This is a genomic window from Sphingorhabdus sp. (genome assembly GCF_044239045.1).
Lineage (GTDB): Bacteria > Pseudomonadota > Alphaproteobacteria > Sphingomonadales > Sphingomonadaceae > Sphingorhabdus_B.
On record NZ_JBIICD010000005.1, the window covers coordinates 17,940 to 30,896 of the forward strand.

Here is a 12,957-nt window from a genome sequence, read left to right on the forward strand (position 1 = left end):
GAAATGGCCATAGCTGCGCGCAATAAGACGGTCAATTTTTTGCAGAGGGCGGGACAACCGGAAACAACAAAGGCGCAACGTCAATGCCTTCTTCGACCAAAGCCTTTGCCTCATCACGGCTGGTTTCGCCGTGAATCAGGCGGTCGGGTTCTTCGCCATAATGGATCGCGCGCGCGGTTTCGGCGAAGTTGCCACCCACCCATTGCGACTTATCCAGCATTTCAGATTGCGCACGGGCCAATTTTTGGACCAACTCCGCCACAATAGCGGGAGGAATTTCGGTTGCCGGTGCATCTGTGCTCGTTTCGGCCGCTTCGGGAACAACCGAAGGCAGGCTGACGGCCCGTTGGTTGCCCTTGCGCGGAACATTGGGCACGGACAGCGCCTTTTGAATCACGTCGTCTTGGCAGGTTGGGCAAGTGAGCAGGCCGCTAGATTTCTGTGTCTCAAAATCGGCAGAGGACGCGAACCACCCTTCGAACTGGTGTCCGTTGCTGCAATTCAGGTCAAATGTGATCATGCTGCGCCGCTGGCTCCCAGCATGCTATCCAGCTTTCCTTGGACATCGAGCGCGCGCAAGTCGTCCGACCCGCCAATAGCGATATCATTGATGAAAATCTGCGGCACCGTTTGGGCGCCTGGCGCACGCGCGACCATTTCGGCACGCTTTGCGCCGCCCATCGACACGTCATATTCGGTATAATTGACGCCTTTGCTGTCCAAAAGATGCTTGGCCCGCACGCAATAAGGGCAGGCAAATTTGGTGTAGATTTCAACTTTTGCGGTCATAAAACTGAAATGGTATTCCCAGTCCAGCAAGTCAAGCGTCGAACGATATCGTTGCGTCCGTTTGCGCCCCGCCGCCACGCAAGGCTCGCGCCCAGCAGAATATCTGCACCCAATCTGCGCCGCCGCGCTTCAGCATCGCGACACAGCCGTCGCTGGTTGCGCCCGTGGTCAGGACATCGTCGATCAGGATGATGCGTCGCCCTTTCAACTTGCCCTTATATTTTGGATGCAGGGCAAAGGCGTTTCCTACGGCCTGTCTGCGGCGTTTGTGATCCAACCCCCGCATGCTCGGCGTGCGTTTATGCCGGACCAATATATCAGGCACAAAGGAGATGCCGCTCATGGCTGCAAGCTGCTTGCCGATCAACGCCGACTGGTTGAAGCTGCGCGACCAAATCCGCGTCCAATGCAATGGCACTGGCGTGATGAGCAATTGCTCTTGCCCTTCGGGCAAATGGCGCAGCATTTGTTGCGCAATCACCCGGGCCAGGCCGATTTTACCGCCATATTTTAACCGAAGCGCAACTTGCGCCGATACATCATCATATTTTACCGCCGCACGGATGCCGTCATGTCGGGGCGGATGTGCGATGCAGGATGCACAATATGCGTCCGCGCCACGGTCAAATTCAAAGGGGGCTGCGCATCCCCGACACCAAGGTGGTCCCAGAAATTCCAACTTTTGCCAGCAGGACACACAGAACGGTCCGCCCGCAGCGGTAATTGCACCGCAACAGGGGCAGCGTTCGGGCAATACCCAATTCAACATACTATGGAAAATGTGGCGGCCTTTTGCCATATCGCACTTGTCGAACAAAGCATGGGGCGGCACAAGGGCACAAATGCATAATGAATTGAATCCACCGGAAATTTTTGACCGCCGCCGCCGTCATGCCCTGCGCGCGCGGGCCGCTGGGCGTTCGGGTGATGATTTCCTATGGCACCACATCGCGCAGGATATGACGGAACGGCTGTCTGCTGTTACACGCACGTTCGAACATGCCCTTATCATCGGGCCTATCGGACGATGGCAGACGGAGATTCTGCCGCCAAATGTCCCCTGCACCCTTGCCCCTCTCCGCGACACAGGAGCTGGGACAGGGACGGCGAGTGATACGTCCGTGGCCTTGGAAGAAGACCGCCTGCCCTTCACGCCCGGCAGCTTTGATCTCGTGATTTCGGCGGGAACGCTGGATAGCGTAAATGACTTGCCCGGTGCGCTGATTCAAATCCGCCGGCTCTTGCGGCCCGACGGCTTATTCCTTGGCCATATGTTTGGCGCGGGAACACTGGGTACACTTAAGGCGATGTTGGTGGAGGCGGATGCAGATCGCGTTACCCCGCATATTCACCCGCAAATTGACCTGCGCAGCGCGGCAGACCTCATTGTGCGTGCTGGTTTCACTTTGCCTGTCGCGGATCAGGACATGTCGGCGGTGCGTTATGGTAACTGGCGCTCCATCGTGTCAGACATACGGGACGCTGGACTAGGCAATGCGCTTGCCGGACCGCGCAGCTATCTGGGCAAAGACATCGCCGCCCGGCTGGACCATGCGTTCGCTGCGCGTGCCGATGCGCAGGGCAAGGTGACCGAAGGCTTTGCGCATATTTACTTAAGCGGATGGGCACCGTCCGAAAACCAACCCCGACCCGCCAAGAGGGGAAGTGGGCAGGTGTCTCTCGCGGACATATTGTCCAAGGATCAATCGGGTTAAATACCCTGAAGCTTACGAACCAAGGGATAATCGGCGGGGGGCATCGGCAAATCCGCCATATCTTGTGGCAATGCCCAACGGATATCGGAGGCGTAAATCGCCGTCGGCATACCCGACCATTTTGTACAGCGATAGAGTAGCAATACCAGATTGCGGTCACCCAATGGTTCGCTGGCAAAGGTTTCGGGCACCAAATCCTGCGCCGCGACGATAATGCCTAGTTCCTCCTCAAGCTCTCGCACCAGCGCCGCTTCAGGAGATTCGCCGAGGTCGACCTTGCCCCCGGGGAACTCCCACAGGCCGCCCATTTGAGCGCCTTTAGGCCGCTGTTGCAGGAGGATTTCCCCCTTATCATTGGTCAATGCGGCGGCAACCACGAACAATATCGTCGGACTGTTTTCCATATTCTCATCACATCGCAAGGTTTTGACAGGCTGTGTGGGATTTTGATGCGCCTCGCAACACGGGAATGCGGCCGCACATCCCTTTTTCGTTCAGTAGGTGACGATCTTCAGCTTCTGCCCCGCGCGAACGGTCGCGTTGGATGACAGCCCGTTCAGCGCCCTAAATCGTTCAGTCCGCAAGGCCGGATATGCCATGCGCGCCGCAAGCGATGCGACATTATCTTGCGGTCCTGCGGTGACAACGCGCAGCTTGCGTGGCTTTACTGCCGATGCTTGCGTGGCGGTCAGGCGCGACATGCTGGCAAACATGCGATCAAAGGTGTTGGCATTGCTGGCCGTAATCGTCACAAAATGATAGGCGATGTCCGGTGCCCATTCATACGCGAACACCGTAACAACGCGTTGCCCCTGCTGCGTGTTAACAACAGAATTGCTGTAAAAAGCGGGGATATCGTTCACCGTTGTTCGCCGGATTTCTCCCGCCGGAATGGTTGCATTGTCGCCCGACACCGCCTTCAACGCTTTGGCGATGTAGCTGCTGCGATTGCCATCAAATGCGCCGCCCGTGAATATCGCCTTCCCACTATTGCCGTTAATCGCGACGGAATCGCTGCTGTTTTGCATGCCAAAGCCATAAGGCGCGGCGAACTGCAACTTCAGTATCGGATGCAGGAAATTTTGCCCTTCGACCACACCTTGCGCAGGGTCATCGCCATATAGCATGCCGTCAATGGCCGCCAAATGCGCGTCCGCATTGCGCAATGTGTTGGCGGGATAGCTTTTGGAGCGCGATGCCGCCCGCGAAACGCGGCGGGCAGGATCAGGGTGGGTACTTGCCCACTCCGGAACCCGGTTATCAGCCAAGCCAGCAACTTGCGTATCCACGCTGGTCTGCAACGCCAATGAATACAGCATCGATGCCAAGGCGCTTGGGTCATATCCGGCTTTGCTCAAATAGCGGATGCCGTAATCATCGGCTTCCTCTTCTTGCGTGCGCGAATATTTTAGCGTGAAGACCTGCGCCAATGGACCTGCATATTGCTGCAATCCGCCGCCCAGCGCGCCCAATAAGCCGCCAGAATTACCGAGCACGGCCCCCAAGATGCTGCCGCCCATCCCCAAAAGATCGGCAAGCGTCGCGTTATTCTTGCGCTTTTCGCTATGCCGGGCTGCGGTGTGCCCGACCTCATGCCCAAGCACGCCTGCCATTTCGGCTTCGCTGTTGGTCAGGGCAACCAATTGCCGCGTGATATAGATATAACCGCCGGGCAGCGCGAATGCGTTGTTCACCGATGAATTGAGCAACGTCACGTTAAAGTCACTTTGCGCGTTTCCAAGCCCGGACTGCATGGCAATATTTTTGCCGATACGCACGACATAGGCCGTCTGCGGACTTTGCATCGGTCCGCCAAATTCTTTCAAAATTTCTGTGTGATATTTGGCGCCCTCATTTTTTTCTTGGGCGGTGAAGGGCTTGGGCGCCACTGGGCCTGCGGTTCGGGACTGTGCGTCGGCGGGAATAGGACCGCCAATCAACGCTAGTCCGAAAATTGCGGCACTGGTAAAAAGATACAGCTTCGAAAAATGCATCAACATCCTCCCCAAAACCGGGCAACGCTACTTGGAATCTGCCGTTTCACTGCCGCACATAAGAACGGCCATGGGGTGTTTACATCCGGTACAGTTTAGGCCCCCATGGACAAGAATTTCGCGCGGCGCTGTTGCAGCAATTCCTTAGACGAGAACCCTGACAATGCAGCCAACTCCTCGTCGATGGCGGTCGCAAGCGCGGCAGCAGCCATGCCATGGTCGCGATGCGCGCCACCAATCGGTTCGGCAACAATCCGGTCAATGATGCGCAGCGCTTTCAGATCGTCTGCCGTCATCTTCATAGCTTGCGCGGCATCCGCCGCTTTGTCGCCCGTGCGCCACAAAATCGAGGCGCAACCTTCGGGCGATATCACCGAATAGACGGCATATTGAAACATCAATATCCGGTCAGCAGCGGCCAGTGCAACAGCACCGCCCGAACCGCCCTCACCCACGATGCAGGCAATCATCGGCACGCCCAACGCCAGGCATTTCTCGGTGGAACGGGCAATCGCCTCTGCCTGTCCGCGCTCTTCGGCCTGAATGCCTGGAAAAGCGCCCGACGTATCGACCAAGCTTACGACCGGGATACCGAACCGATCCGCAAGTTCCATCAGGCGAATGGCTTTGCGATAGCCCTCGGGTTTGCCCATGCCAAAATTATGGCGCAGGCGGCTTTGCGTATCGTCGCCTTTTTCATGCCCAATGACCATCACGCGGCGGCCATTGAGGCGGCCAAGGCCACCAATAATCGCTTGATCGTCGCCAAAGGCGCGGTCCCCTGCCAAAGGCATGAAATCTTCAAACATCGCTTCGATATAATGTTTGAAATGTGGACGTTCCGGGTGCCGTGCGACCTGCGTTTTCTGCCATGCCGTCAGATTGGCATAGGTATCCTTCAACTGCTTGTCCGCCTTGGCGCGCAATTTGGTGATTTCGGCGCCCGCATCAACGTCGCTATCACGCGCGGCATCTTGCAGTTCAAGGATGCGCGCCTCGAGCGCGGCAACCGGCTTTTCAAAATCGAGATATACCATCATGCCTGCGGGTTAGAGCCTCATGTGCGACGGGTCAATGTGCGCGTTGCCAATGGGTGACGTCGATTGACCAGTTCGACGAGCTTGCTGCTGTCGACATGCGTGTAAATCTGCGTCGTCGCGATGTCCGCATGCCCCAACATGGACTGCAGCGCCCGCAGGTTCGCGCCGCCCGCCAACAGATGCGTGGCAAAGGCATGCCGCAAGACATGGGGGCTGACCTTTGCGGGATCCAGCCCCGCATGCGCGGCAAGATCCTTAATGATCTGGAACAAGCGAATGCGGCTAATATGTCCCTCGCGCGACGGAAAAAGAAACCGCGATTTTTCAGGTACAAAGTCCAACCAAGCACTAACCGCTTGGCGTGCACGGTTGGAAATGGGGATTAATCGTTCCTTATCGCCTTTGCCCTTTATGATGATGAATGGCCGATCAGAAACGACCGCATTGCGAGGCAGGGCAACCAACTCGGTCGCACGCAGTCCGGAGCCGTATAGCAGCTCGATAAGCGCCGACAGCCGGTAATCATTGGCTATGGGATGTGCCTGTAAGAGCTTTGCTTCAATGACCGCGAACAATGTGTCCACTTCGTCTTTATCCAATATTTTGGGCAAGGGGCGCATCTGCGCTGGCTTTGGCAGCGCTGCAGATGGGTTGTCGGCGCGAAAGCCCTCCTCATGCAGAAAGGCAAAAAAACGCCGCAATGCCGACGCCTTGCGCGCTACGGAGCTGTTGGCAAGGTCGCGCCATTGGCGGGCGAGCTCGACAAGTGCGTCAGGCCCCGCCATCGTCAGTTTACCATGCAAAAGGCTGGACGCCGACATCAAGTCGCTTTGATACGCCAAAAGCGTGTTCTTAGCGACACCTTGCTCTGCCGCCAGCATTTCCAGAAAACGGGCAATCAGATCACGGTCAGGCAAACTCATTGTCGGCTGACGATCGTCATTGCCATATTGTCAGGCAAAAGTAACGGCTTCCGCAGCGATCATCCGGGCTTCCGCCTCCAAACCGACCTGACGCAAGGAACGAACGATATAATAAAGATGATTGGCAGGCACAGCCGACCATGAAGGGGCCTGAAGTGCCGCCATCGCCATCAACGCGACCGTGCCCTGCTCGCCACGTTCGGCGGCGGCGCTAATCGCCTTTGACCATGCCGTCTGCCGGGCAATATTGATTTTGAGATCACTTGCAAAATCCGCGCGCGCGTCGCTTTCAATTCGGCCAAGCCCGTACAGACCAGCAAGCAAAAGCCGCGATTTATGTCCGTCGGTGCTGTCATCATTGCCGAAAAAATCATCCAGGCTGCCATAATCTGCGGCCGTTACCCGCCCTGGCGCCGCCAATGTCAGAAGCGCCCAACCCAGCGATCCATCCGCCACAACATCAATCCATCGCGCCGCGGATCGGTCAAGGCCAGCCGTCAGCATCGACGCAATCAGCTGGTCGGCCTCTGCCTGATGATCGCGGTCGGGCGCAATCAGCGCTGCTGCCCGCGCGGTCATCACCAATGACGCCTGATAGTCAGCACCTGCAGCCGCCGTCGTCCATAAGGATGTCATAGCCGCAACCTTGGCATCTGCATCAGAAGCGCTGTACGCATTTCCAAGGCTTTCTGCCTGTGCCCGCGCGGCGTCGGGCGCATCGGGATCCGCCAGGACCTGCGCATAGAGATCCACGATGTTACGGTTCGACAATATGCCGAGCGCCGCGGCATTGGATGCATATTTGACCCGGATCGTCGGCGTAAACATCGGCAACTGGACCCGCCAACCGTCGATCTGACGCCCCGTGCTGGCAAATAGGCTTTCGGGAGGTTCAAGGCCGACAGCAGCCGAAAGACCGAAGCGCCAAGGGTTCATACCCTCCACATTTTCCCACTCAATTGTGACCGAGCGCCGCCCGTTCATGCCGGCCCCAACCGCTTTTTCGGCCAGAAGATAATCGACGCCACGGACCCAGCCTTGATAGCGACCCTGATTTATCAGCGCCGTCGCATTGCCTTGCTCACCTGCTAAGGACGCACAGATAGCGCGGGTCATTTTCCAGCGGCCATTGTTCACAAGGCGCGCACCGCTCTCGCTAATGGGGCACATGCCCGCTAAATCACCATTGGCCAAATAGGCCTGCATCGCGACCTCGTGCAGGCGCTTTGTGTAATCTGCGCCATCAACCTGCTGCACAAGATTACGCGCCACAACCGAATCGCCCATGCGCAGCAACAACCACGCACGTTCCGCTGTCCAATCCGCGCCGTTAACACCGGCTGGCGTGTTGGTGCGGCTGGCAAGCAAGCGCCGCGCCATAATGGTCCCCCAGCGCGAGGCAATCGGTCCTGTCGTCCGCTTTAAAATTTGGTTCAGGAAAGCACCGTCCAACCTACCAAAAGAGTTCGCAGGAAATCCGCCGGAGGCTTCCGATAAAATCCCGATATCGTTCAACGACTGGCGCGCCGAAGGTGGCACATCAAAACGGATGGCCAATTCTGGCTCTTCTGCATCCTCTTCGTCCGTCGCGCTTTCGTCCTCCGTCACAGATGTCGCGGAGGTTGCGCCAAGGGGCGATCCGGTGCCATTCGGGGCTGGTCGGCCCGTTACGGGTGTCGGCGGAGGGGCAGGATCGCCAAAGCCTTCAGGAAGCAAGGATTCAGGTCCCTGCTGCCCGAGCGCAGGCAAAGAAAATACCAAGACCAGAGCACTGGCAACCAAAAGGCCGCTTTTTGAAATCTTGTCAGTCAATGATGCGAACCTGTTCCCATATCTGCGAGCAACAATGCGGTATGCCCCATTATCATCCGTTGCCATTGCCGCAACCCTCACCAGAGAATAGCAAGCCTATGCCCCGTGCGGCAACCGATAGAAACCGCAAAAACGGAATTTCACGCAACTATGCGGCTTTGTTCAACTTATTATCCTGTATTTACCACGAAAAATCCTAAAGTGGCAAACTGCTTTCGGCTGACGCCAAGGCGAGATATAGGCCATTTTGTTATGGCTGAACTTCACCCACCCAAAAATCGAAAAAATGACATGCAAGCGGCATTGGTCATTAACCGTCCGGTGGTGCTTGTCGGCATGATGGGTGTCGGCAAAACTAGCATCGGAAAGCGGCTTGCTGCCCGTCTGGGCACACCCTTTGTCGATGCCGATGACGAAATTGAAAAGGCAGCGGGCCTTTCAATTACAGAAATATTCGCGAAATTTGGCGAAGACTATTTTCGGGATGGTGAGCGCCGCGTCATTGCCCGGCTCATCGAAGGCGAGCCGAAGGTCATTGCGACAGGCGGCGGCGCTTTCGTTAACGACGATACCCGCGCACTGATCTTGGAACGCGCAACGTCGATATGGCTTAATGCCGATGTGCAGGTACTTGCCGACCGTGTGTCGCGGCGTAGCCACCGCCCTTTATTGAAGGGTAAGGATCCAGTGGCTGTACTGACCGAGCTTGGCAAGGTGCGTAACCCCTTATATGCCGCTGCCAATCTCCATATTCGCAGCGACACGTCGCCGCATGTGCGGACCGTTGAAAACATATTAAAGGCCCTCGCCGCATGACCGTGATATCCGTCGATCTGTCCAACCGCCCTTATGACATTCATGTCCGCGCCGGGTTACTGGGCGATGTCGGCGCCATCTTAAAGCCTTATGCCCGCGACAGCCGCGTGCTTGTGGTAACCGACGAAAATGTTGCGCAAGCCGTATTGCCGCAATTTGAAGCCACATTGCACAGCGCGGGAATTTCATGCGCGACCTTCACGTTACCAGCAGGCGAAGCAGGAAAAAGCTGGACGCAGCTGGAGCAGCTCACCGATTGGTTGTTGGAACAGCATGTCGAACGCAGCGACCATATCATCGCGCTGGGCGGCGGCGTGGTTGGGGATATTACGGGCTTTGCCGCGCATATCATCAAACGCGGCTGCGCCTTTGTGCAGATACCTACGACCCTACTTGCCCAAGTCGACAGCAGCGTTGGCGGCAAGACCGCCATTAATAGCGCAGCAGGCAAAAATCTGGTCGGGGCATTTCATCAGCCGGCTTTGGTGCTCATCGACCCGGAGTTGCTTTCAACCCTGCCCACCCGCCAACTTGCGGCGGGTTTTGCCGAGGTGGTTAAATATGGCCTGATCGATGACAGGGCATTTTTTGACTTTTGCGCGGATAATCTCGACAGCTTTTTTGACGGTGACCCTGATATCCGCGCGCAGGCCATCATCCGGTCTGTACAATCCAAAGCGCGGATTGTCGCCGCCGACGAAACCGAACGCACCGGCACCCGGGCATTGTTGAACTTGGGCCACACTTTTGGCCATGCGCTAGAGGCCGACACAGGTTTTTCCGACCGACTATTTCATGGCGAAGCAGTCGCCGCTGGCATGGCCTTGGCGTTTCGATACTCGGTGCGGCTGGGCCTTTGCCCCGCAGAAGATGCGCAACATGTCACACAACTTCTGCAACGTGCTGGACTGCCTACGACTTTATCCGAAGCGGGTGTCACCGCCAATGGCGCGGCTTTGGTCGACTATATGCGGCATGATAAGAAAATGAGCGCGGGTACACTGCCCTTCTTGCTCGCGCGCGGTATCGGGCAGACATTTTTGTCCAAAGATGTCGCACTGGACGACGTCGCCGCATTCCTCGACAGCGAAGTTTAGGGTCAGGGCTTAATCGTCCGCAATCGGGAAATCGTCGGAGCCATCGCCACCGAAGCTATGGCGCCTTCCGGCATGCATGTCCCCGCTGGTGAACTGCGCTTTCATCCGGCTGCGATCACGCCGCCGGAACTCCAAAATAATGTCATGAATTTTTGCGCGATCGGTACCAAAATATTTCAGCGCGTCCGCAGACATCCGGATGGAAGATTCAAACACTTCACGCATGATGCTGATGCCCTCATCCTGCATCAACAACAAAGCTTGCTGCCGGTCGTAAGCCCGCACAAACAATTTTGTGCGCGGGAATGTTTCGCGCACAGGCATTAATGATTCTGCGGTCAGATACCGGTCGTCAATGCAGAAGAATATTGCCTGCGCCTCTTCGCCCCCTGCCCGCTGGAGCAAGTCAACGCGGGTGCCATCGCCATAAAAAACCTTGAAGCCAAAGTCACCGCTGCGGTCGATGGTCTGCGGGTTGATATCAATTAACGTTACTGAGCGCCCTGCAGCCTGCATGATCTGCGATACTTGTTGCCCGAAACGCCCATGTCCGACAATTATGACATTGGCTTGCGACGCCAATGCCGGGTCATCCAACTGGACATCGCCCTTGACCTTTCGCGCCGCAAGCTTGCCCGCAAAAATCATAAGGAACGGCGTGGTGGCCATGGACAGGGTTACGACTGCGCCAAAAAGGCTCGCGGCTTCGGGTTCAATCAACAGGGCACCTTGCGCCGCGGCAAATAGCACAAAGGCAAACTCACCACCTTGGCTCAACAGCATCGCCATGATGAACGACGGCTTGTTTTGGAGACCAAAAAACCGACCAAGCGCGAAGATAATCGCAATCTTGACCGCAACCAATGCCAGCGCAAGACCTGCCACAAAAAAGGGCTGCGACAAGATGACATCGACGTCCAGCAACATGCCGACCGCCAAGAAAAACAACCCCAGCAAGATCGATCGAAATGGATCAATGTCGGCCTCCAACTCATGCCGATAGGGGGATTCCGCCAACATAACGCCAGCGACAAATGCACCCAAGGCGGGTGACACGCCAATCGCCTGCATCACCGCGGCGCTGACGCAGACGGTGAAAAGGCCCGTGACGATGAACAATTCACGCTCTGATATCTTGCCAACCAAGCGCAAAAGCGGCGACAGCAGATAGCGTCCGGCCAGCACCAACCCTGCAATCGCCAGCACCGCGTAAAGCACGAGAGACCAGCCCTCAATCGCGCCATCCTCCGCCGGTGCGCGCGACAAGGCGGCGACGATAGTCAACAAGGGAACAATGGAGATGTCCTGAAACAATAAAATGGAGAAGCTTTTCTCGCCATAATCGGTCTTCATGCGACCGCGAGATTGCAGCAATGGCAAAACCTGCGCGGTGGAAGACAAGGCCAGTGGAAGCCCGAGGACCAATGCCGCTTGCCAGCTAAAGCTTGGCATCGCGAAATGAATTATCGCAAACATGCCGAGGCCGCACAAAATGACCTGCAACGGCCCGAAAAGCAGAATGTCGCGCCGCAACAGCCACAGCCTGCTGGGCGATAGCTCGAGCCCGACGAGGAACAACAACAAGATGATGCCGATTTCGGAATAGGCCAAAATCGTCTCTGGTGAGTCAATCAACGCAAGGCCATCGGGACCAATGGCAATACCGGCCACTAGATACCCAAGAACGGCACCAAGGCCCAGACGCCTAAAAATCAGCACCGCCAAAAGCGCCGCGCCGAGCAGCACCACCCCGCCTAGCATCACATCAGCGACGAGATGGTGGGATGTTTCTTCCATCAGACTTTCTCTTTAGCCTGCGCGGCGGCGGCGAGGATCGCGTCATAAGGCAATAAGATCGCGGCATGGCGTGACGGATAATCACAGGCCGCAGCCAGTAAGGCGAGCTCCGGCCAGCAGCTTGGCATTTCACCCGCCCGCTGTAACGCCTGCGCCACGCCATCGCGCAATGTGGCGACCTCAGCCATGGCAGTTCCAAGCGCGTTTTGCGCCAAAATAGCCGCAGAAGCCTGCCCAAGCGCGCAGGCATTGGCGCGCAGGGCAAGGTCACGCAATATGCCCGCCGCGTCCATCACAACATCTGCTTGAATGCGGCTACCGCATAAGGGCGAACGCACTTCGGCGCTGCCGTCGGGGTCTGCAAGGCGATCGCCCGCGACCAAAGACGTTGCCAATCTCAATATGTCCCGATTGTAGAGCGCCGAGTCCATCAGCGCGCGGCTTCCGCATCGCTATCGGCAGCGAGGCGTTGTTCCCGGACAAATTCGGACATGGCGTCACCGCTCGCATTGAGCAAAGGATAAGTGCGCGAACTGGTCATCCACTCGGGCCGCCCTGCGTCCGCGCCATAGACCAAATCATATCCCATCACGAACAATAGGAAAATAAGGGTCGCGATAATCAGGCCTTTGAGCATACCGAAGCCGAACCCAAGGACGCGATCAATCGGGCCAAGCAACGACTTGCGCGATTTGGCGCCAATCGATTTAGCAATCCATTTACCCACGGCAAAGATCACGATGACAAGCGCCAAAAAGGCGAGCACGGCCGCGCCGGAATCCGAACCCACAGCCTCGGCCAAAGCTGCCGTCGCTGGGGTATGAAACATGTAAACGGCCAAGATGATCAGCACCCATGCGATCATCGACAAAGCCTCTTGCACAAAGCCGCGTAGGAAACCGAATACGGCCCCGCTACCCAGCAAGAACAGGACAATGATATCAAGTGCTGTCATCTAATCCTGTTGCCCTCAT

At 56.9% G+C, this 12,957-nt stretch carries 14 protein-coding genes; 3 read left to right on the forward strand and 11 right to left on the reverse strand.

What is annotated here, in order from left to right; all coding sequences use genetic code 11:
• Positions 1–31: 31 nt before the first annotated feature.
• Genes ACILP4_RS02950 through ACILP4_RS02960 form a run of 3 tightly spaced genes read right to left on the reverse strand, consistent with a single transcriptional unit; the run spans position 32 to position 1,588 of the window.
• Entirely contained in the window at positions 32–520 is a 489-nt protein-coding gene (locus ACILP4_RS02950) for a DUF1178 family protein (protein WP_395619257.1), read from the reverse strand.
• Positions 517–789, reverse strand: coding sequence for a glutaredoxin 3 (gene grxC, locus ACILP4_RS02955; RefSeq protein WP_395619258.1), 273 nt, complete (start codon positions 787–789; stop codon positions 517–519). Before grxC ends, ACILP4_RS02950 begins: the two co-directional genes overlap by 4 nt.
• A 31-nt stretch (positions 790–820) precedes the next feature.
• Positions 821–1,588, reverse strand: coding sequence for a ComF family protein (locus ACILP4_RS02960; RefSeq protein ID WP_395619259.1), 768 nt, complete (start codon positions 1,586–1,588; stop codon positions 821–823).
• Positions 1,589–1,631: 43 nt separating this feature from the next.
• On the opposite strand from ACILP4_RS02960, the gene ACILP4_RS02965 reads away from it, so the two are divergent.
• Positions 1,632–2,504, forward strand: a complete 873-nt coding sequence (locus ACILP4_RS02965) for a class I SAM-dependent methyltransferase (RefSeq protein ID WP_395619260.1) — start codon at positions 1,632–1,634, stop codon at positions 2,502–2,504.
• Here the strand turns inward: ACILP4_RS02965 and ACILP4_RS02970 are convergent.
• The 5 genes from ACILP4_RS02970 to ACILP4_RS02990 form a co-directional block, all read right to left on the reverse strand.
• Positions 2,501–2,908 carry a (deoxy)nucleoside triphosphate pyrophosphohydrolase gene (locus tag ACILP4_RS02970; protein ID WP_395619261.1) on the reverse strand — a complete coding sequence of 136 codons (408 nt, stop codon included), beginning with the start codon at positions 2,906–2,908 and terminating at the stop codon, positions 2,501–2,503. The genes ACILP4_RS02965 and ACILP4_RS02970 overlap by 4 nt on opposite strands.
• 90 nt (positions 2,909–2,998) lie before the next feature.
• Positions 2,999–4,498 carry a M48 family metalloprotease gene (locus ACILP4_RS02975; protein ID WP_395619262.1) on the reverse strand — a complete coding sequence of 500 codons (1,500 nt, stop codon included), beginning with the start codon at positions 4,496–4,498 and terminating at the stop codon, positions 2,999–3,001.
• Positions 4,499–4,593: 95 nt separating this feature from the next.
• Positions 4,594–5,538: an acetyl-CoA carboxylase carboxyltransferase subunit alpha gene (locus tag ACILP4_RS02980; RefSeq protein ID WP_395619263.1), complete on the reverse strand. Its 945-nt coding sequence runs from the start codon at positions 5,536–5,538 to the stop codon at positions 4,594–4,596.
• A gap of 17 nt (positions 5,539–5,555) precedes the next feature.
• The gene (locus ACILP4_RS02985) at positions 5,556–6,461 is read right to left on the reverse strand and encodes a tyrosine recombinase (protein ID WP_395619264.1); all 906 of its coding nucleotides are present in this window, start codon (positions 6,459–6,461) and stop codon (positions 5,556–5,558) included.
• Positions 6,462–6,491: 30 nt separating this feature from the next.
• A complete protein-coding gene (locus ACILP4_RS02990) occupies positions 6,492–8,273 on the reverse strand; it encodes a hypothetical protein (protein WP_395619265.1) in 1,782 nt (593 codons plus the stop codon).
• Positions 8,274–8,564: 291 nt separating this feature from the next.
• On the opposite strand from ACILP4_RS02990, the gene ACILP4_RS02995 reads away from it, so the two are divergent.
• Both ACILP4_RS02995 and aroB read left to right on the forward strand, forming a co-directional pair.
• The gene (locus ACILP4_RS02995) at positions 8,565–9,089 is read left to right on the forward strand and encodes a shikimate kinase (protein WP_395619358.1); all 525 of its coding nucleotides are present in this window, start codon (positions 8,565–8,567) and stop codon (positions 9,087–9,089) included.
• Positions 9,086–10,186: a 3-dehydroquinate synthase gene (gene aroB / locus ACILP4_RS03000; protein ID WP_395619266.1), complete on the forward strand. Its 1,101-nt coding sequence runs from the start codon at positions 9,086–9,088 to the stop codon at positions 10,184–10,186. The genes ACILP4_RS02995 and aroB overlap by 4 nt, the downstream gene beginning before the upstream one ends.
• Before the next feature lie 9 nt (positions 10,187–10,195).
• Here aroB and ACILP4_RS03005 read toward each other — a convergent pair whose 3' ends face one another.
• From ACILP4_RS03005 to ACILP4_RS03015, 3 genes are read right to left on the reverse strand one after another with little or no spacing between them, the layout of a single operon-like run.
• Positions 10,196–11,983, reverse strand: coding sequence for a monovalent cation:proton antiporter-2 (CPA2) family protein (locus ACILP4_RS03005; protein ID WP_395619267.1), 1,788 nt, complete (start codon positions 11,981–11,983; stop codon positions 10,196–10,198).
• Positions 11,983–12,414, reverse strand: coding sequence for an iron-sulfur cluster assembly scaffold protein (locus tag ACILP4_RS03010; protein WP_395619268.1), 432 nt, complete (start codon positions 12,412–12,414; stop codon positions 11,983–11,985). The genes ACILP4_RS03005 and ACILP4_RS03010 overlap by 1 nt, the downstream gene beginning before the upstream one ends.
• A complete protein-coding gene (locus ACILP4_RS03015; protein WP_395619269.1) occupies positions 12,414–12,938 on the reverse strand; it encodes a CvpA family protein in 525 nt (174 codons plus the stop codon). Before ACILP4_RS03015 ends, ACILP4_RS03010 begins: the two co-directional genes overlap by 1 nt.
• Positions 12,939–12,957: the final 19 nt, after the last annotated feature.